This window comes from Halobiforma nitratireducens JCM 10879, from assembly GCF_000337895.1.
GTDB lineage: Archaea > Halobacteriota > Halobacteria > Halobacteriales > Natrialbaceae > Natronobacterium > Natronobacterium nitratireducens.
Map to the genome: position 1 here is coordinate 1 of NZ_AOMA01000073.1, position 18,616 is coordinate 18,616.

General features: G+C 64.1%; 14 protein-coding genes, 1 tRNA gene and 2 pseudogenes. 12 read left to right on the forward strand and 5 right to left on the reverse strand.

Annotation, left to right across the window (positions count from 1 at the left end):
• A pseudogene (gene rnhB / locus C446_RS07130) lies at nucleotides 1–170 on the reverse strand (ribonuclease HII); the annotation flags it as partial.
• Nucleotides 171–296: 126 nt separating this feature from the next.
• Between rnhB and C446_RS20245 the strand changes: the two are divergent.
• Nucleotides 297–2,371: pseudogene (locus C446_RS20245) on the forward strand (prolyl oligopeptidase family serine peptidase).
• Nucleotides 2,372–2,383: 12 nt separating this feature from the next.
• On the opposite strand, the gene C446_RS07140 reads toward C446_RS20245, so the two are convergent.
• Nucleotides 2,384–3,736 carry a tRNA pseudouridine(54/55) synthase Pus10 gene (locus tag C446_RS07140; RefSeq protein ID WP_006672408.1) on the reverse strand — a complete coding sequence of 451 codons (1,353 nt, stop codon included), beginning with the start codon at nucleotides 3,734–3,736 and terminating at the stop codon, nucleotides 2,384–2,386.
• 199 nt (nucleotides 3,737–3,935) lie between these two features.
• On the opposite strand from C446_RS07140, the gene C446_RS07145 reads away from it, so the two are divergent.
• The 3 genes from C446_RS07145 to C446_RS07155 all read left to right on the forward strand — a co-directional run bounded on the left by C446_RS07145 (nucleotide 3,936) and on the right by C446_RS07155 (nucleotide 5,835).
• Nucleotides 3,936–5,036, forward strand: coding sequence for a S1C family serine protease (locus C446_RS07145; RefSeq protein WP_006672409.1), 1,101 nt, complete (start codon nucleotides 3,936–3,938; stop codon nucleotides 5,034–5,036).
• A gap of 296 nt (nucleotides 5,037–5,332) precedes the next feature.
• On the forward strand, nucleotides 5,333–5,635 hold the full coding sequence (locus C446_RS07150) for a DUF7511 domain-containing protein (RefSeq protein ID WP_006672410.1): 303 nt from the start codon (nucleotides 5,333–5,335) through the stop codon (nucleotides 5,633–5,635).
• A gap of 5 nt (nucleotides 5,636–5,640) precedes the next feature.
• Nucleotides 5,641–5,835 (forward strand): hypothetical protein, encoded by a 195-nt coding sequence (locus C446_RS07155; protein WP_006672411.1) that lies wholly within the window; start codon nucleotides 5,641–5,643, stop codon nucleotides 5,833–5,835.
• A gap of 241 nt (nucleotides 5,836–6,076) precedes the next feature.
• Here the strand turns inward: C446_RS07155 and C446_RS07160 are convergent, their stop codons facing one another.
• Nucleotides 6,077–6,301, reverse strand: coding sequence for an HVO_A0556 family zinc finger protein (locus C446_RS07160; RefSeq protein WP_006672412.1), 225 nt, complete (start codon nucleotides 6,299–6,301; stop codon nucleotides 6,077–6,079).
• A gap of 144 nt (nucleotides 6,302–6,445) precedes the next feature.
• Here C446_RS07160 and C446_RS07165 point away from each other — a divergent pair, with 144 nt between their 5' ends.
• From C446_RS07165 to C446_RS07175, 3 genes are all read left to right on the forward strand, one after another.
• Entirely contained in the window at nucleotides 6,446–7,015 is a 570-nt protein-coding gene (locus C446_RS07165; protein WP_006672413.1) for a metal-dependent hydrolase, read from the forward strand.
• Between the two features lie 143 nt (nucleotides 7,016–7,158).
• Complete coding sequence (gene trmY, locus C446_RS07170) at nucleotides 7,159–7,776, forward strand: tRNA (pseudouridine(54)-N(1))-methyltransferase TrmY (RefSeq protein WP_006672414.1); 618 nt, start codon at nucleotides 7,159–7,161, stop codon at nucleotides 7,774–7,776.
• Nucleotides 7,777–7,871: 95 nt separating this feature from the next.
• Nucleotides 7,872–7,944, forward strand: a tRNA-Pro gene (locus tag C446_RS07175).
• Nucleotides 7,945–8,394: 450 nt separating this feature from the next.
• Here the strand turns inward: C446_RS07175 and C446_RS07180 are convergent.
• Together C446_RS07180 and C446_RS07185 are read right to left on the reverse strand one after the other, a co-directional pair.
• Nucleotides 8,395–10,761, reverse strand: coding sequence for a universal stress protein (locus C446_RS07180; RefSeq protein ID WP_006672415.1), 2,367 nt, complete (start codon nucleotides 10,759–10,761; stop codon nucleotides 8,395–8,397).
• Between the two features lie 1,107 nt (nucleotides 10,762–11,868).
• Entirely contained in the window at nucleotides 11,869–13,020 is a 1,152-nt protein-coding gene (locus C446_RS07185; protein ID WP_006672416.1) for an acyl-CoA dehydrogenase family protein, read from the reverse strand.
• Between the two features lie 115 nt (nucleotides 13,021–13,135).
• On the opposite strand from C446_RS07185, the gene C446_RS07190 reads away from it, so the two are divergent.
• The 5 genes from C446_RS07190 to hcsS all read left to right on the forward strand — a co-directional run bounded on the left by C446_RS07190 (nucleotide 13,136) and on the right by hcsS (nucleotide 18,613).
• The gene (locus C446_RS07190; protein WP_006672417.1) at nucleotides 13,136–15,106 is read left to right on the forward strand and encodes a 3-hydroxyacyl-CoA dehydrogenase/enoyl-CoA hydratase family protein; all 1,971 of its coding nucleotides are present in this window, start codon (nucleotides 13,136–13,138) and stop codon (nucleotides 15,104–15,106) included.
• 730 nt (nucleotides 15,107–15,836) lie between these two features.
• The gene (gene arsD / locus C446_RS07195) at nucleotides 15,837–16,163 is read left to right on the forward strand and encodes an arsenite efflux transporter metallochaperone ArsD (RefSeq protein WP_006672419.1); all 327 of its coding nucleotides are present in this window, start codon (nucleotides 15,837–15,839) and stop codon (nucleotides 16,161–16,163) included.
• Between the two features lies 1 nt (nucleotide 16,164).
• On the forward strand, nucleotides 16,165–18,075 hold the full coding sequence (arsA, locus tag C446_RS07200; RefSeq protein WP_049920084.1) for an arsenical pump-driving ATPase: 1,911 nt from the start codon (nucleotides 16,165–16,167) through the stop codon (nucleotides 18,073–18,075).
• On the forward strand, nucleotides 18,072–18,434 hold the full coding sequence (hcsL, locus tag C446_RS07205; protein WP_006672421.1) for a halo-CC-star protein HcsL: 363 nt from the start codon (nucleotides 18,072–18,074) through the stop codon (nucleotides 18,432–18,434). Before arsA ends, hcsL begins: the two co-directional genes overlap by 4 nt.
• Nucleotides 18,434–18,613, forward strand: a complete 180-nt coding sequence (hcsS, locus tag C446_RS07210) for a halo-CC-star protein HcsS (protein ID WP_006672422.1) — start codon at nucleotides 18,434–18,436, stop codon at nucleotides 18,611–18,613. The genes hcsL and hcsS overlap by 1 nt, the downstream gene beginning before the upstream one ends.
• Nucleotides 18,614–18,616 lie beyond the last annotated feature (3 nt).

The following is an 18,616-nucleotide window of genomic DNA, read 5'->3' on the forward strand; positions in this document are numbered from 1 at the left end:
CGCTCGTCCGCGCGCAGTTGCTCCGCCAACTCCTCCCGTCGGGCCGGCTCGAGTCGCTTCGAGTCGGCGATTCCTGCCGGAAGCGCGTCGGGATCGGAACAGTAGACGGCCGCGGCGAACATCGATCCCAGAGCCGGTCCCTTCCCCGCCTCGTCGACGCCGAGTGGCATACCTCGAGGGGTTCGTCGCGGGCTGTTAAATCGTTGTGTTGTTCGGCCGTTCTCCGATCGGGGCGACGGGTGGTACCCGGACACACTCGGGAAACATCTTTTACCCGTCGCTGAAACGGTGGAGTCGTGACAGACCGTAGTGAACTACCGATCGGGGCCTACTACGACCTCACCGAGATCACCGACATCGCGATCTCGCCGACGGGCGATCGAGTCGCGTTCACCGCGACGGAGTACGACCAGTCCGCCGAGGAGGCGGTTGCCTCGCTGTTCGTCGTGCCGGCCGATGGCTCGCGCGAGCCACACCGGCTGACGACCGTCGCCGGTGCTTCGGACCCGACCTGGGGCCCTGCTGGGGAGCGGCTGGCTTTCCTCGCGGCACGCGAGACCGACGTCGAACGCCGCGTCGGCTGGCAAGCACAAGATCGTGACGAGGACGACGCCGCGGACGGAGAGGAATCGGCCGACGACGAGGGGTCGGACGACGACCCCGGCGGCGAAACCGACGACGAGCCGAAACGACAGGTCTGGCTGTTCGACCTGGCCCGTGGCGGCGACGCTCGCCAGGTGACCGACCGTGAGGAGGGCGTCGCGGGACTCGATTGGTCGCCCGACGGCGACCGCCTCGTGATCGAGGCACGGGACCCGACCGACGACGAGCAGGCGTACCTCGAGCAGGTCCGCGAGGGCGGGCCGATAGAGACGACTCGGCTGCAGCACAAGGTCGACGGCGCGGGCTGGACCGACGAGGTGACGCCGTACCTGTTCGTCCTCGACCTCGAGGCCGACGAAGGGACGCGGCTGGACGACGCCTACGGTGGCGGGGCGTTTCAGGAACTCAACGGGATGGAGCCACGGTGGGGGCCGACCGGCCGTATCGCTTTCACCTCGTGTCGGCTCGAGCGTCCGGACGATACGATGGCCCGGGACATCTACACGATCGCGCCGGACGGCTCGGACCTGCGGCGAGTGACCGACGGTGAGTGGCAGTGCTCGCGGCCGTCCTGGCGAGGGGACGGCAGCCTCGGGTTCGTCGCCAGCGACGCCGAGAACTGGGCCCGTCCCGCCGAGGTGTACTGTGACGACGGCGACGAGGGGCGGTCGCTGACGGCCGAGCTCGACCGAACCGTCGCCCGCTGGGGAACGATCGAGTGGATCGACGGCGCGGCGTACACGCTCGTCGGCGACGAGGCACGCACCAGGCTTGTCCGTGCGAAACCGGACGGAACCCCCGAGCGGCTCTTCGAAGCTCAGGGCGACGACCGGGCGATCTACGGGTTCGATGTCGACGACGACGGTGAGACCGCAGCACTGCTTTTCTCTCACCCACAGGACGGTATGGACGTCCACACGGTCGCGGTCGACGACCTCGAAGCCGACGACGAACCCGACTCGCTGTGTCGGCTGTCGGCGGTCAACGACGGGCTGACCGACGAATATTCGATGCCGACGGTCAGACGCGTCGAGTGGGAGTCCGACGGCTGGACGCTCGACGGCGTCGTCTATCACGATCCCGGGATCGATCTCGCTGACGGCCCCCACCCGCTCGTGGTCGCGATCCACGGCGGGCCGATGTCCTACGACGAACCGATATTCAGCTTCGACCACGCGGCGCTTTCGAGTCGTGGCTACGTCGTCTTCCGGCCGAACTACCGCGGCGGCACCTCCCGTGGCCGGGAGTTCGCCGAGGTGCTGCGTGGCCGCTGGGGAACCGCGGAGGTCGAGGACATCGCCGCCGGCGTCGAGTCTCTCGTCGATCGCGGATGGGCCGACCCCGATCGCGTCTTCGGTTACGGCTTCTCCTATGGCGGAATTGCCCAGGGGTATCTCGTCACCCAGACGGAACTGTTCACCGCTGCCGTCCCGGAACACGGCATCTACGACATCCGTTCGGACTTCGGAACGAGTGACGCACACAACATGATGGCTGTCTCTTATACACATCTCNCATCCTCGAGGTCGGCGAGATCGACACGCCCTTGCTCGTGATGGCCGGCGGCGAGGACTGGCGGTGTCCTCCCTCACAGTCGGAACGGCTCTACGTCGCCACGCGCAAGCAAGACATCGACGCGAAACTCGTCGTCTACCCCGACGAACATCACAACATCGGCGATCCCGACCGGGCGATCCACCGCCTCGAGGAAATCCTCGCGTGGTACGAGCGCCACGATCCGGCTCGCGAAGAACAGTTGGGCGAGTGAGGAGCCGAGCCGTCAGTCTTCGCGGGGGTCGTCCCGGAAGAACGCCTCGAGTTCGAACGGCTCGTCCTCTCCTTCGACGGCGGTGACATCCAGTGCAGTCACCTCGGCCCCGGTCTCGAGCAGTCCCGCCAGACTCGGCTCCGTGCGCCCGTCGTCGCTGCTGATCAGTTCCTTGACGTAGAGGCCACCCTCGCCGTGAATCCGGACCTCGGCCGCGGTCGGTGACTCGAGGTCGCCGTCGATTTCGTAGACGGTCCGCTCGCGGGTGAGGTTGGCCCGTCGGTGATCGACCCGCTGGGGCGTCTCCTGCTCGACGGTGGTGCCCGACAGCTCCGCAAGCGCCGTCTCGAAGTCGTCCTCGTCGATGGGGTCGGTGAATTCGACGTCGGCGCGGTACTGCTTGCTCGCGTCGTGTTCCTTGACGCGTTCGACCATCTCGTAGGTCGCCAGCCGCAGACCCTCGACCTCGACGCCGTCGGCTGTCGCGTTGATCTCGCGCTCGAGGGCTTCGACATCCGGCTCTCGGATCGTCGGTCGTTTCACCTCGAGCACGAACGGCCGGCCCCCCTCGAGCATTCGGGCGTCGACATCCTCGCGGCCGGCACCGTGGAACGTGCCTTCGTCGCCGTCCATGGCGTCGACGACGTGCGGGCGGACGGTCTGTTCGACGCTGGTGTCGTACATATAGCCCGATCCGCCACAGTAGTCACAGGGTTCCTCGCCGTCGTCGCCCAGTTGGACACCACTGCCTCCACACTCGCGGCAGGGCCATTCGGTCTGGGGAATGTCCCGCTCAAGTTTGCGGTAGCGGCCGTAGACGAAGGCCGGATTGACCTGGACGTCGACGGCGTGGCCCGTCACGGACGGGTCGTCTGCCTCGAGGACCTCGCGGGGGTCGAACCCCTCGAGGTCGACCACCGCGAGCACGTCGGGCCGGTCGAAGTCGACGTCCGCGCCGGTCTTCGACCCCACGCGGCGGCCGACCTCGCGGTTCATTTCGCGTTTGAGCGATTCGCCGACATCGGGCTCGAGGCCGGCGTCTTCCCGGAGCAGTCGGTCGTTCTCCTCGACCAGCGGCGGGACCTGGGTGCCGACCTGATAGGTCCGGAAGTCGACGCCCTCGAGGGCCTCGACGATGGCGTCGGCGATCGGATCGAAGGTGCCGGCGTAGCCGTCACAGACCCAGCAGTCCGCGGGTAGGGTCGGATCGAAGTCCTCGTCGTCGGCCATCGCGACCGCCGTACGCAGCGCCCGGCCGCGCTCGGCGTTAGTCAGTCCGAAGCTCCTGTCGGCGAAGGGGCGGCCGAGACAGGAGTCACAGACGGCTCCCGTCGCGAGCAGCGCACGGGCGTCTTCCGTGATCATATCCCGAGAATCGGGGTGCCGCGGGTAACACGTTTTCCCTTCGGCATCGGTCGAGGCGACACTGCACCGGCCACCGTTGGGCTCGCCTCGTGGCTTCGAACGGTCGTTCGGCCCCGCTTCGAATCCGGGAATGGAAGCCCTTTCAACGGTCGACTAATCTATCCCGAAGTTGAAATACGTGGAGTCCTAGCCGTCGCCTATGAACGACTCGCGAATCGACCGGCGGCGGTTTCTCGCGGCGGCGAGTGCTGGACTCGCCGGCGCGGTCGCCGGTTGTTCGGAGCCCCGGGGAAGCGAACCCATCGAAGGCGGCTCGACCCAGACCATCGACCGGGACAACGTCGCCGACGGCTCCGTCTACACTGACGTCTACGAAGCTATTATCGACTCCGTGATGATGGTCCGTGTCCTTGGCGTCGACGACCCACTCACCGGGAACGAGCGCCGGGGACAAGGCTCCGGATTTCTCTACGACGATCGCTACGTCGTCACGAACGACCACGTCGTCGCCGGTGGCGCGGAGGTGGACCTCCAGTACATCAACGGCGACTGGACCAGCACTCAACTCGTCGGTACCGACCCCTACAGCGACCTGGCCGTCCTCGAGGTCGATCACGTCCCCGACGCTGCGACGCCGTTATCGCTTGCCACCCAGCGCCCGGTCGTCGGCCAAGAGGTGCTCGCGGTCGGCAACCCCTACGGCCTCGAGGGCTCGCTCACGGAAGGGATCGTCAGCGGCGTCAATCGGACCGTCGATGCGCCGGATCGCCCGTTCTCGTTCCCGAACGTCGTCCAGACCGACGCCGCAGTCAACCCCGGTAACAGTGGCGGGCCACTCGTCGACCTCGAGGGTGACGTCGTCGGCGTCGTCAACGCGGCCGGCGGCGACAACATCGGCTTTGCCATCTCGGCCGCTCTGACCGACCGCGTCGTCCCGGCGCTCATCGAGGACGGAGAGTACGAACACTCGTTTATGGGTATCGGCCTCACCTCGGTCGATCGGATCATCGCCCAGGAGAACGACCTCGAGCGCGCGACCGGCGTGATGGTCACCGACGTGGCGTCCGGAGAGCCTGCCGAGGGAGTCCTCCAGGGTGCCGACCGGACCGTCACCCGGAGCGGCGAGCCGATCCCCGTCGGCGGGGACGTTATTCTCGAGATGGACGACGAACCGATCCCGGATCGCCACGCGCTCTCTGCGTTTCTCGCACTCGAGACCTCCCCGGGCGATACGCTCGAGATTCGTCTCTGGCGCAACGGCACGGAGACGATCGAATCGCTGACGCTCGGGGCCAGATAGCAACGTCACGAGTCACGACGCAGTCGACGAGTGACGACGAGACCGTAGCGGTTCACAACCGACTCGAGGCCGACGGAAGGCAGCAGTTACGACCGCGAGTTTTCCAACGGAGTCGTTCGATTATCGCGTACCGGAACCGTACACGTCGAATATCGTCGAGTTCCGTTTCGATGGAACGTGTGACGCGGATCGACCGCGACTCGGTCGCTACCGTCCCGTTCGGGTTGGTAGTCGGCCGATAACTATGGACGACACCCTGGTAGATCGGCGTGGCGCGACCGATCGCCTGTCAACCAATGGCACGCAAAAACGAAAACAACGGCAATCCCGACTCGAATCCGGGCCGTGACCCCGATACCGATTCCAACCGAGACCTACCCGCCCGAACGGAGAGGCAGGTCGACCCGGACGAACCGGGGGGTGTTCGCCCGCCACTCGAGTCGAACCCGGGGATCGAACTGGATCACGCCCACGTCGAGAACGACGACGCACCCGACGAATGTGCCCTCTTCCCTAGAGCGGCCTCCGAAGACGAACTGGTAACTAACTGGATCGTGGCCCACGAAGGGTCGTTCGTCGAACTCGAATCGGTACGGTAGGACAGATGCACCTCGGGAGCACCGTCACCACCCTCGGCTTCTGGATCGGCACTCTCCTTCCGTTTACCTACTTTCCCGTGATCCTGGCCGGCATCGACTCGATCGCCCGACTCTCACTGTTTCTCGGCTTGCTGATCATCAACGTCGTCGCTCTCGTCGTCGGTCACGACTACCCCGCGAGTCGGACCCGTTCGGTCTGACCGGAGGACCGACGGCTTCGGCGGTCTCTTGTCGGTGGTTTCGTTTACCGGTCCGCGAGTACGAACGTGAGACTCGGGACCTACGTTCACCGGAATCGTCACCGGAGGGTGCGGGTCGGTTGCGGCTGCCAAATACGCCGCTGCCGGTTGCCGACGCTGTTCATACGATTTAGTGTTGTCACTTCCCGCCGATCGCCGACCCGTTCTGGCGATCGGCGGGAAATAGTTACAGCAATCCGTATCAGTCGTCGCCGAACGCCGACCACACCTGCACGCGCGGCGTCTCGCAGCCGTCACAAAGGACGGCCTCGTTTCCCTTGTACTCGCCACGCTCGAGTGTCCCATCTCCGTCGCAGTGCGGGCAGGATCGCCCCTCGAGCGCCGCGAGTACCGTTCCGCGATCGTCGCTGTGGTCGCCTTCGTACGCGGTCGACTCGGCGACCCGCGGTGACTCGGATTTTGCCATACACCTATTCCCGACACCGTGACGGGGAAACGTTGGCCCTGGGTATGCAACCCATCGTCCGAGGGCCTCGGGGTGGGGATCGACGGATCGATGGGAGCCGGAAGTCGAAGCACCTATTCGCCCGTCTCGAGAAGTCCCGCGAAAATGTGGCCCTGGGGACACGTCGCCGTCGCGTATCTACTCTACACTGCCTACACGCACCGTCGATTCGACCGGCCGCCACTGGCCGCACCGGCGGTCGCTCTCGCCGTCGGATCACAGTTCCCCGACCTGATCGACAAACCGCTTGCCTGGACAGTCAGCGTCCTCCCCGGTGGGCGAACGCTCGGCCACTCGCTTCTGTTCGCCGCCCTGTTGGTTCCGGCAGTCTACGTGCTGGCGACACGACTCGAGCGCCGTGACGTCGGCATCGCGTTCGGTATCGGTCACCTCTCCCATCTCGCAGCCGACGTACCACCGTCGGCGTTGACCGGCGACCTCTCGGGTACCGAGTTCCTCCTGTGGCCGCTGGTCGAACAGCCGCCCGAAGAACCCGTCGACGGCATCCTCGATGCGATCCTGCACTACTACGCGATGGGGCCGTACGAACTCGTCCAGTTCGGACTGTTCGCGCTCGCGGCGATCGTCTGGTTCCGGGACGGCGCGCCCGGACTCGAGTACGCGCGACGGTTGATCTCGAGTGCGACCGATCGACGAGCCGACCGCTCCGGCTAACGCTGAATCTCCGTGCGTCCCCACACTCGAGGCTGGGGACGTGGTGAGAGAAGCCGCCCGCCCAGAAGTGAAGACCAAGAGCGATAGTCTCCCAGACGACGCGAACCGTGGCCGCTATCCCGTCGCCGTCCGTTGTCCGTCCCATGCGACAGTTCGTACTCATCGGTCACGAGGTCCCGACCGAACCCGATTTCTCGCTCGACGACCTTGCCGGCGGTGCCGGACGGCTCGACGCCCTCTGCCGGTCGATTACTGCCGCGTTCGTCACCTCTCACGGCATCCGTGAGGACGTTCGCGTCCATCTGATCGCCCAGGACGAACTCACGATCACGTTCGACGGGAGCCAGCTCCGTCGGCTCAACCCCGACGAGCGATCTACCGCGGCCCTCGTACGAACTGCCCTCGAGCACCGTGACGAGGCCATCGGCGCACTCCCCGCGGAGCCAAGCCCCGGCATCGAGGTGTTCCGCCGCGGCTTCGAGGGCACGCTCGCGGCGCTCGAGGGCCCCGTCGTCCAGCTACACGAGGACGGGACGCCGATAGTCGATGTCGACGACCACGCGGACGGGGGATCGGGACTACTCGAGAGCGACCCCGTATTCGTCCTCTCGGATCACCGTGATTTCACCGCCGACGAGAGGAATCTACTCGAGGACGCGGTCGATCTGCAGCTCCGGCTGGGCCCGGAGGTGTTGCACGCCGACCAGGCGGTGACAGTGGTCCATCACTACCTGGACACGGCGGGATACCAGGAGTTCTGATTTCGTTGGCCGGTGATCGTTGGCAAACTGCAGGCAGGCGTGCCGACGATGGCTTTCGGAAGCGTTAAACTGCCGGGGGATCACCGTCTAAACGCGGGCCGGTGGGGTAGCTTGGTATCCTTCGGCCTTCGGGTGGCCGTAACCGCAGTTCGAATCTGCGCCGGCCCACTGGGTACATATACCTTTTCCCGCATTCTCTGACAGCTAGCCGCCGCTCTACGGGGTGGTCTGCATGACGGTCGCCCCGTAGCGTCAGTCAGCGATTCGACTCCTGGGCCGACTCGAGTTCACCGAGCGGTCCGGTCCGACTAGAATCGAGAACAGTCGGTCTCGTGATGCGTGCGGACTACTGCTGGTACCCCCGTCGGTTCGAAAACCGAGTATCGTCTCGAGTTGCCGACCTCTCTCGAGGATGCCGTGAGGACGTTCGAGAGACGTTCATCCCCACGAGCTGGAAAATCGGCCGGTCGACGGGGCGGCAAAACGAACAGCGACCGCCGGCCGCGGTCGCTCATGTCGGACAGCGGTCGACACGAAGCCGATCGTGAACTCGGCGTCGTCGCCACCGCTGACGACGTCAGCAGACCGACCGGCTGCAGGTCGGTCCGTCTAGCAGTCTCAGAACAGATAGTCCCTGATGAGTCGCTCGAGCAGCCCTCGATGTCGTCCCTCGTAGGTCTGGACCATGACGGCGGTACAGTCGACCGCTTCCACGAGGTCGTCGGCGGTGCTGCCGCGGAATCGCGCTTCCACGCCGACCGGCCCGGCCCCCACGACGAGCAGGTCCGCGTCGGCGACGAATCGGGTCATGCCCTCGATCGGGTCGTCGGTTTCCAGGACGCGCGATTGGACCGGCACGGTACAGATTCGCATCAGTTCGGCGTGGTACCGTTCTGCTGTCTCCCGTTGGCGCTCGGGTGCGTCCTCGGGGATCACTCGCACCAGTACGATCTCCGCGTCGGTCTCCTCGGCGACTGCGTCCGCCAAGAGGAGCTTCACCGGGTCGTAGGGACCGCCGCCCCGGCTGGCGACGGCGATCCGTTCGATCTCCTCGAGTCCCCGGTCCTCGACGAGGGCGACGTCACACGGTGCGTTCTGTCGCAGCCACGCCGTCTCGTCCGTACCGAGGAACCCGGGAATACCGTTGCTAGCGTGGCGCTGAGTGAGGATGAGGTCGATCCCCTCGAAGGTCGCGAAGTCGACGATCGCCTCTTTGTGGTCCTCGCTGACGATTCGTCGGTAGTCGACTTGTGTGTCGTGTCCGTCGGGGTCCTCGAGAGTCGCGGCGACTGGCTCGCCGCCGGAGGTCCGAAGGTCACCTTCCAGTGCCTCCGACGGGAACCAGTCCGGTGCGTCCTCGGGATCGTCGGGGAACCAGGCAGGGAGAGCCGTCGATCGAACCCTGGAATGACGCGAGGGGAGGATGTGTTCCGGTTCGTCGGAGAATTCGACGACCGAGACGGCCGTCGACCGGAGCCGACCCAGGTCGAGAGCGACCCGAAGCATGTCGCGTCGGGCACGTTCCGGCGTCGCCTCGGTGATCGCCACCAGCAGGTTGTACTCCCGCTGGGATTCGAACAACGCGCGGGTTCGGTCGGTCGCCGATTCCCCGACGCTCTCGCGGACCTGTGCCCGGGCGACGCCCTCGCGATCGATTCCACCCTGATAGTACCGGACGTAGGCGAAATACCAGACGCCCGCGAGTGCACCGATTCCCAGTGCTCCGACGACCGCGACGAGGCCGGTGTAGGCCAGCACGACCACCCCGCCCGCGATCCCGAACAGCGGCATCCACGGATACAGCGGCGTTTCGAACTCCGGATCGTACTCCTGTACCGCTCCTTCCCGGAACCCGATCAGGGCGACGTTCAGGAGGATGAACACGAGGATCTGGAACGCGCTCCCGAACGCGGCGACCTGCTGGATCGGGAAGACTGAGACCAGCACGATCAGGACGGTTCCCGTCAGTGCTACGGCGTAGACCGGCGTGGCAAAGCGCTCGCTTACCTCCTCGAGTTTCGAGGGGAAGACGCCGTCGCGAGCCATCGCCAATGGGAACCGCGACGCGGCGAGGATGCCGGCGTTCGCAGTCGAGGCGAGAGCCATTAGTGCCGCGACGACGACCGCCAGCGCGAAGAGGTTGCCGAACCCGCCAAACAGCTGTTCGGCTGCCAGCGCGATGATCGCGCCTTCGCCCTCGCTGGTGAGGATCGCCTCAGGGGTGGCGGCGATCGCATCCGAGATGTCGAGAACGCCGATAGTCACGTAGACGACGACCGCGTAGACGAAGGAGACGAACGCGAGCGCCAACCCGATCGCGAGCGGCAGGTTCCGGCCTGGATTTTCGACTTCCTCCGCGACTGCACCGACCTTGGTCAGCCCGGCGTACGAGATGAAGACGATTGCCGTCGCCTCGAGGAGCGACGAGCCACCGACGACCGGGCTGAAAGCCCCCTCGACACGGGTGCTCTCGATCTGTGGCACACCCCCGAAGACGTATGCAGTGAGAATTACCACCAGAACACCTACCAGTCCGAACTGCAGTTTTCCGGACCCTTCGGCGCTGACTAGATTGATTACGGTAAAGAAGATCGCGAGCACGACCGCGATCAGCGTCACGAACTCCGCGAGCGTCTCGCTGACGTACAGCAGATACGGGACGCCCCCAACTAACGCGAGTGCACTCTTCAACGACAGCATCAGCCAGGTGCCGACGCCGGCGATCGTCCCGAGCAGTGGCCCCATGCTGCGCTCGACGTAGAGGTAGGGGCCGCCGTCTTCGGGGATCGCTGTCGACATCTCCGCGACGGCCATCGCGGCAGGGAGGATAAGCAGGGCCGCGATAACGAACCCGAGGACGGCTGCGGCGTCGGCCAGGTTCCATGCGACACCGGGCAGGACGAAGATGCCCGACCCGATCATGGCACCGACCGCTATTGCGAACGTTTCCGGCAGTCCGAGATCCCGTTTTAGTCCGCTCGGCATCGGTCCCTCCCCGCGGGTTCGAGGTGGTCCCGAGGAACTGTCGCCCCGGTACGATTGGCGCTGTCGCTGCCACCGAACCGTCCGCCGCGTTCGGCTGGCGGCTCCGGCAGGTCGGACGGACGAGCGCACGGCGGCCCGCGACACTGGCACGTTCGTTCGTCCGGGAGCCACGACCGCGATGCGTGCCGTTCGGTCGTTGCTAGATCCGACACCATACGATAGCGTAACTGGTCAGAACACCTAAGGGCCAACACTAACTCGTATGATGATCGGCCGGGTACACCGATCGTGTTTCTTCGGTCGGCGTTGATACCGTTCAACATCGGCCGACAGGCCCCGGTCTGCCCGGCGGGGGCTCGTGGCAACTCGATGAGTCCCTCGAGTACAGCGATGAGAGACACGGTGGGAAGTGTCAAAAGGGAACGAGCGACGGACGGTAGTGCTGGGTCTTCACGGCGAGTGGAGAAGTAGCAGCTGCGTGGTGGTTCGGGAAACCGGCCGTGTGTAATTGATACTGCCATCGGGGTCGGAAACCGTCGCACTGACAGCGAACGCCAACAGCGGCCACAGAACCCAGCGGCATCCGACTTCACTTAGAAATACTTAAATTCAGTTAGAGCAACATATCGGTGAGTAACGAGAATGGACGAGGCCACCCAGGAGGACGTCGACAACGCTCTCGCCGAACTCGAGAACGAGGATGACGAGAACGACGACGAGTGACTCCGCAACCACCGGCAATCGCTGCCTGTTCGACATCTCGGCTCAGCGTCTCGATTATCGGCCGGGGGAGTTGTCTCTATAGTCGCTACTGCAAGTCAGTGCGCACCTGATCGCCAGAAAGGTCGGCGATCAGTGTGCAAATCGTTGCAGTTGTTACTATAGTACAGTCGTCACGTCCGAACGACGGCCTCGAGTGCTGTGAAGCCGGTCGAGTTCGAACAGCATCACCGGCGTGCTTTCTGCCGTTACGGTCTCAATCGCCGGCTCCGCCCGAACCGTCCGACGAGCTCGTTCGGGACCCGAACTCGGGACGCTCGACCGGACCGAAAAAAGCTCGTCGTCGGCGGTTCCCCGACCGACATCGAGGGATCGGTTCGTTGGTGGTTAGAAGCCCTTACCGAGCATCTCGCGGGCGATGACGTTCTTCTGGATCTCGCTGGTGCCCTCGTAGATCTGGGTGATCTTGGCGTCGCGGTAGAACCGTTCGACGGGGAAGTCGTTGACGTAGCCGGCACCGCCGTGAATCTGGACCGCCTCGTCGGCCACGTCGACCGCAACGCGGGAGGCGTACTCTTTGGCCATCGACGCGAGCTTCGTGATGTCTTCGCCCTGGTCGACCTTCCAGGCTGCCTTGTAAGTCAGGTTACGAGCCGCCTCGGTGTCGGTCGCCATCTCGGCCAGCTTGTGCTGGATGGCCTGGAACTCCGAGATCGACTGCCCGAACTGCTCGCGATCCTCTGCGTACTCGAGTGCGGCGCGGGTTGCACCTTTCGCGATACCGACGCCCTGGGCGGCGACTGCAGTCCGGGTTTCGTCGAAGAACTGCATCTGCTGCATGAACGCAGCGTCCCGGGTGCCGATGAGGTTCTCCTCGGGGACGCGGACGTTGTCGAAGACGAGTTCGGCGGTGTCCGAGGCGCGAATACCCAGTTTGCCAGTGATTTTCTCGGCGGAGAAGCCGTCACGGTCGGATTCGACGACGATCTGGCTGAACCCGTTGTACCGGCCCTCGGCGTCGGGGTTCGTCTCACAGAGGACGACGAAGAAGTCGCCGACCGTGCCGTTGGTGATCCACATCTTGTTGCCGTTGATCACCCACTCGTCACCGTCTTTTTCCGCACGAGTCGAGACCGACGAGACGTCGGAGCCGGAGTCGGGCTCGGAGATCGCGGCACCGGAGATCATCTCGCCTTTCGCGACCGGTTCCAGGAAGCGTTCCTTCTGGTCGTCGGTGCCGAAGTTCATGATCGCCTCACAGCCGAAGGAGGTAGAGACGATCGACAGCGCGATTCCGGGGTCGTACGCGAACAGCTCCTCGGTGATGATCGACGTATCGAGAATCGAGTAGCCGGCCCCGCCATACTCGATCGGGATGTACGGCCCTGTCAGCCCCATCTCGGCCGCTTTATCGATAATCTCGTGGGGATATTTCTCCTCCTCGTCGTACTCCTCGGCGACGGGGACGATCTCGTTCTCGGCGAAGCGCTGGACCTCTTCGCGGATCTGTTGCTGTTCTTCGGTGAGACCGAATTCCATAGACAATAGTTACCGACCGAGGGGTAAAGACCTTTGTAACCAGATATAAACCGAATTGTAGTTTGCTTTACGAAATAGGGAAACGTTGAAACGCCTTCCCATTGCATGTTAGCGCATGGAGCTGGAAGACATCAACACCATCGCAGTTCTCGGCGCAGGAAACATGGGCCACGGCATCGCGGAGGTCGCCGCGATGGCGGGCTACGACGTTCACATGCGGGACATCAAAGAAGAGTTCGTGCAGGACGGTTACGAGCAGATCGAGTGGTCGCTCGGAAAACTCGCCGAGAACGACCAGCTCACCGAGGAGGAAGCCGACGCCGCCTTAGAACGCGTGACACCGCTTGTCGACATGGAAGAAGCTGTCGGCGACGCCGACTTCATTATCGAGGCGGTGCCGGAGAAAATGGAGATCAAGAAAGACGTCTACGGCGAGGTCGAAGAGCATGCTCCCGACCACGCCGTCTTCGCGACCAACACCTCGAGTCTCTCGATCACGGACCTGGCCGAGGTGACGGACCGATCTGAACAGTTCTGCGGGATGCACTTTTTCAACCCGCCGGTCCGGATGCAGCTCGTCGAGGTTATCTCCGGCGCGGAAAGCGCCGAAGAGACGCTCGAACTGACCGAGGAACTCGCGGCGGACTTCGGCAAGACGCCGGTCCGTGTCCACAAGGATGCACCCGGCTTCATCGTCAACCGAATTCTCGTTCCCCTGATGAACGAGGCCTCCTGGCTCGTCTCGGAGGGCGAAACCACGATCGCCGAGGTTGACTCGACGACGAAATACGACATGGGCCTGCCGATGGGCAGTTTCGAACTCGGCGACCAGGTCGGGAACGACGTCAGCTATCACGTCCTCGAGTACATGCACGAGGTACTCGGTGACGCCTACGAGCCCGCGCCGCTGCTCGAGGAGAAAGTCGAGAACGAGGAACTCGGCAAGAAGACCGGGAAGGGCTTCTACGACTACGAAGACGGCGACGGAGCCGACATTCCGACCGACGAGACCTCCGAGTTCGTCAAAGAGCGGCTGCTCGCCGCGATGGCAAACGAGGTCGCCAAGCTGGTCGGTAACGATGTCGCGCCGCCGGAGTCGATCGACGAGGCCGTCCAACTCGGTGCCGGTTTCCCCGACGGACCGGTCAAGCAGGTCGACGACTACGGCCTCGAGACGCTTCTCGAGACGCTCGAGGAGGCCTACGAGGAGACGGGCCACGAGCGCTATGCGCCTGCTGACTACCTCGCGGAACGTGCCGACGAAGGCGGCTTCTACGAGACCGACGAGGACGACGGCGTCGACTTCGACTCGATCCGCCTCGAGTATCCCGGCGAGTACGTCGGTCACATTGTACTCGATCGGCCACACCGCATGAACACGATCAGCGGCGACCTGCTCGACGAACTCTCCGAGGCGGTCGACCTGCTCGAGGAAGACGAAGAAGTGCGTGCGATCCTCGTTACCGGCGAAGGCGAGAAGGCCTTCTCCGCGGGCGCGGACGTCCAGAGCATGGCCGGCAGCGGTGCCGACCCGATCGAGGCCCAGGAACTCTCGCGGAAGGGCCAGGAGACGTTCGGCAAGCTCGAGGCGGCCGACGTGCCCGTCGTCGCCGGCATCGACGGCTACTGTCTCGGCGGCGGCATGGAACTGGCGACCTGTGTAGACATGCGCGTCGCCAGCGAGCGCTCGGAGTTCGGCCAGCCCGAACTCGATCTCGGCCTCATTCCGGGCTGGGGCGGCACCCAGCGACTCAAGCACATCGTCGGCGAAGGCCGCGCGAAGGAGATCATTCTCACCGCCGAACGCTACGACGCCGAGGCGATGGAAGCGTACGGCTTCGTCAACGAGGTCGTCGACAACGACGAACTCGAAGACCGCGCACTCGAGTTGGCGACCGACCTGGCCGGCGGCCCGCCGATCGCCCAGAAGTTCACCAAACGCGCCTTCCTCGCCGGTCGCGACGACACCGACGCTGGCCTCGAGTACGAGGCCTCGGCGTTCGGTCACCTGATGGCGACCGACGACCTCATGGAGGGTATTACGGCCTTCATGGGTGATGGTGAGCCTGAGTTCGAAGGGAAATAACAGCGCTGTCCGTTTCGTGACGAGACGGCGCTTACGAAAGTGAACGCGAACACGGCCGTTCTTTTTGCGGGGCGTCTCGAGAGGCGTCGGCCTCTGGAGGTAACGACGGCTCGCGAGATTCCGTCCAGTGTGTGCTGTGCAGTCGGGAGGGAGTTACCGCTCTGTCTCGCTCACCGACACGGTGTGGGAGTCGAGGCCGGCCACGACGCGGCATCCATCGTGCTCGAATGGGCGGTGATGTCCACAGACGACTCGAGGCCGGTGGCCACGGTCGGTGTCGATGTGTTGCGGGGGTAGTGCTGTCGGGTCACAGTCCCCGCGAGTTGCGGAGTGGTGCTTCGCGCCATGCAGGAGGTCGCTTGCGAGCCGGAGGTCAGGGTGGGGCCACGCACCGGCAGGTACCGTTCGAGACGGTAGCAACCGTTCCTCGAGTTCGTCGTCGAGATTTCGTTGTAATCATTTGTAATCGGTTTGAGTCGATCGGCAACGATTGAACAGATATAGAAATACTCATTCGAGTGAGTCGTCCCATAGTGACGATGAATCCAGCAAGTCGCCCTCCTGTGGCGGACTGTCGAGCCTCGTTTGTACGCCGGGAGAATCACCGAAGAACTTATTTTAACAGTACCTAAATTGTTCGTGTGTCGGTCGTCCGGAGTGACCGCGAGAGCCATACAGCAGTCGGTTACCGGGCGTCACACGAAATAGCCATTCAAATGATAGCTCAAATATGATCGACGTAACTATCTTCGAAGACGCGATGTGCTGTTCGACCGGGGTCTGTGGACCAGACCCCGACGAAGAACTCGTCCAGTTGACCAGAACCGTCGACAGACTCAGAGACGAGTACGACGACATCGACATCACTCGAGCGAACCTGGCCAACGACGTCGGCGTGTTCCTCCACAATCAGGAAATCTACGACGCGGTCCAGGAGGAAGGGCCCTCGATTCTGCCGATCACCACTGTCGACGGCGAGGTCGTCGAACAGGGAGAGTATCTCCAGTACGAGACGCTCGAGAGCGAAATCGAACGCCGGCTTCCGGAGCGTGCCTGACATGGCGTCGACAGTATCACGCGACGTCGTGGTCCCCTCCAGCGACGACACGGAATTCGTCTTCTTCAGCGGCAAAGGCGGGGTCGGCAAGAGTACCGTAAGCTGTGCGACTGCACAGTGGCTGGCCGAGAGCGGTCACGATACGTTGCTGGTCACGACCGATCCTGCTCCGAACCTCGGGGATATCTTCGATCAGTCGATCGGACACGACGTAACCCCCATCGAAGGCGTCGAGAACCTCTCGGCGATGGAAATCGACCCCGACCGGGCCGCAGAGGAGTACCGCCAGGAGACGCTCGAACCGATGCGGGAACTGCTCGACGAGGACCAACTGCAGACGGTCGAAGAACAACTCAACAGTCCGTGTGTCGAAGAGATCGCTGCCTTCGACAAGTTCGTCGAGTTCATGGACGATCCCGACCAGGACGTGATCGTCTTCGATACCGCTCCCACGGGACACACCATCCGTCTGATGGAACTGCCCAGTGGGTGGAACGCGGAACTCGAGGACGGCGGCGCGACCTGTATCGGTCCGGCGGCCTCGATGGAGGACCAGAAAGCCCAGTACGAGAACGCTATCGAAACCCTCGAAGGCGACCGGAGTTCGTTCGTCTTCGTCGGCAAACCCGAAGCGTCGGCCATCGAGGAGATCGAACGCAGTGCGGGCGAACTGTCGGAACTGGGGATCGACACCGATCTGGTCGTCGTCAACGGCTACCTTCCGGAAGCCGTCTGTGAGGACCCGTTCTTCCGGAGCAAGCGGGAAGACGAACAAGCAGTCATCGAGTACGTCCGCGAAACGTTCGACGACGAACCGGTCGCGACCTACCCGCTACGGCCCGGCGAGATCACGGGGAGCGACCTGCTGTCGGACGTCGCCGCGGCGCTGTACGAGGGCGTCGAGCCGACGATCGACGTCGACTCCCCGGCTGCCGCCCCGGGATCGGTGCCGGACGGGGCTGCCGACGGGGAGCTCGACGTACCGACGGACACCGACGCCGTCATGGAGCAGCTCCGGCCCGAAGACGACACCCGGTACCTGTTTTTCACCGGGAAAGGCGGTGTCGGCAAGAGCACCATCGCGGCGACGGCCGCAACCTCGCTGGCAGAGCGAGGCCACGAGACGCTGATCGTGACGACCGATCCGGCGGCCCACCTCAAGGACGTCTTCGGAACCGAGGTCGGCCACGACCCGACGGGGGTCGGCCTCGAGGGTCTCGACGCAGCCCGAATCGACCAGGAGCGGGCCCTCGAAGAGTACAAGGACCGGACCATCGCCCAGGTCGAGTCGTCCTTCGAGGGCGACGACCTCGAAGCGGCCAAAGAGCAGGTCATGGAGGAACTCGAGTCGCCGTGTGCCGAGGAGATGGCCGCCCTGGAGAAGTTCGTCGACTACTTCGAGGTCGAGGGGTACGACGTCGTCGTCTTCGACACCGCGCCGACGGGCCACACCCTCCGACTGCTGGAGCTTCCCTCCGACTGGAAGGGCTTTATGGACCTCGGATCGCTCACCAAGGACGCCTCCGAGTCGGGCGAGCGCTACGACCGGGCGATCGAGACGATGCGGGACCCCGCGAAGAGTTCGTTTGTCTTCGTGATGTACCCCGAGTACACGCCGATGATGGAGGCCTACCGGGCCGCCGAGGACCTCCGGGACCAGGTCGGGATCGAGACTTCGCTGGTGGCAGTCAACTATCTACTGCCCGACGAATACGGAGACAACGCCTTCTTCGAGAGTCGCCGCGCACAGCAGCGAACGTACCTCGAGAAGATCGCCGATCGGTTCGAGGTACCGCTGTTGCTCGCACCGCTGCGGAAAGAGGAACCGACCGGGCTGGACGAACTACAGTCGTTCGGGACCGACGTACTCGGTGACCAGCCCGAAGAAAACCGACAGCCGATCTCACGATGAGCAACCAACAGACCGAACCCGACGTCAACGCGCGGCTTCGCGAGTTCGTCGACGCGATCAAAACGTCCGACCAGTACGAGACCTACGTGGACGCTCGCGAGCGTCTCGACGACGATCAGGAAGCACAGCAACTGCTGCAACGCTACCAGCAAAAACAGGCCAGACTCCAGCGTGGCGGGTTCGACCAGGACACGATGGCCGAACTCCGCGAGCTCAAAGAACGGATGGACGACGACGAGACGATCAGCGCGTACATGCAAGCCGAAGCGGCGCTGATCGACCTGCTCGAGCGTACTAACGACGTTATCAGCGATCGGATCGGCGAGGAGTTCGCCCGGTCGATGGGGGGGTGTTGCTGATGAGTGATACCGAATCGGACGTTATGACTGCTGCCGAGGCCCTCGGCGATGCGCTGGCTGCCGAGAAGGACACCTGCGACGAGTCGGAGTTCTTCGGACTGGTGATGCGTTGCAACCAGGCGATCGGCCAGGAGATCGGCGTCGATTACGGAGCGGTGTGTAGCGACGATAGCTGCTGATCG

Excerpts from the sequence above, each read along its gene's own strand:
- C446_RS07160 (WP_006672412.1), bottom strand. The coding sequence starts at position 6,301 with ATGGCAAAATCCGAGTCACCGCGGGTCGCCGAGTCGACCGCGTACGAA.
- C446_RS07190 (WP_006672417.1), top strand. The coding sequence starts at position 13,136 with ATGGAGCTGGAAGACATCAACACCATCGCAGTTCTCGGCGCAGGAAAC.
- C446_RS07145 (WP_006672409.1), top strand. The coding sequence starts at position 3,936 with ATGAACGACTCGCGAATCGACCGGCGGCGGTTTCTCGCGGCGGCGAGT.
- C446_RS07165 (WP_006672413.1), top strand. The coding sequence starts at position 6,446 with ATGTGGCCCTGGGGACACGTCGCCGTCGCGTATCTACTCTACACTGCC.
- hcsS (WP_006672422.1), top strand. The coding sequence starts at position 18,434 with ATGAGTGATACCGAATCGGACGTTATGACTGCTGCCGAGGCCCTCGGC.
- C446_RS07180 (WP_006672415.1), bottom strand. The coding sequence starts at position 10,761 with ATGCCGAGCGGACTAAAACGGGATCTCGGACTGCCGGAAACGTTCGCA.
- hcsL (WP_006672421.1), top strand. The coding sequence starts at position 18,072 with ATGAGCAACCAACAGACCGAACCCGACGTCAACGCGCGGCTTCGCGAG.
- trmY (WP_006672414.1), top strand. The coding sequence starts at position 7,159 with ATGCGACAGTTCGTACTCATCGGTCACGAGGTCCCGACCGAACCCGAT.
- C446_RS07140 (WP_006672408.1), bottom strand. The coding sequence starts at position 3,736 with ATGATCACGGAAGACGCCCGTGCGCTGCTCGCGACGGGAGCCGTCTGT.
- C446_RS07150 (WP_006672410.1), top strand. The coding sequence starts at position 5,333 with ATGGCACGCAAAAACGAAAACAACGGCAATCCCGACTCGAATCCGGGC.
- arsD (WP_006672419.1), top strand. The coding sequence starts at position 15,837 with ATGATCGACGTAACTATCTTCGAAGACGCGATGTGCTGTTCGACCGGG.
- C446_RS07185 (WP_006672416.1), bottom strand. The coding sequence starts at position 13,020 with ATGGAATTCGGTCTCACCGAAGAACAGCAACAGATCCGCGAAGAGGTC.
- arsA (WP_049920084.1), top strand. The coding sequence starts at position 16,165 with ATGGCGTCGACAGTATCACGCGACGTCGTGGTCCCCTCCAGCGACGAC.
- C446_RS07155 (WP_006672411.1), top strand. The coding sequence starts at position 5,641 with ATGCACCTCGGGAGCACCGTCACCACCCTCGGCTTCTGGATCGGCACT.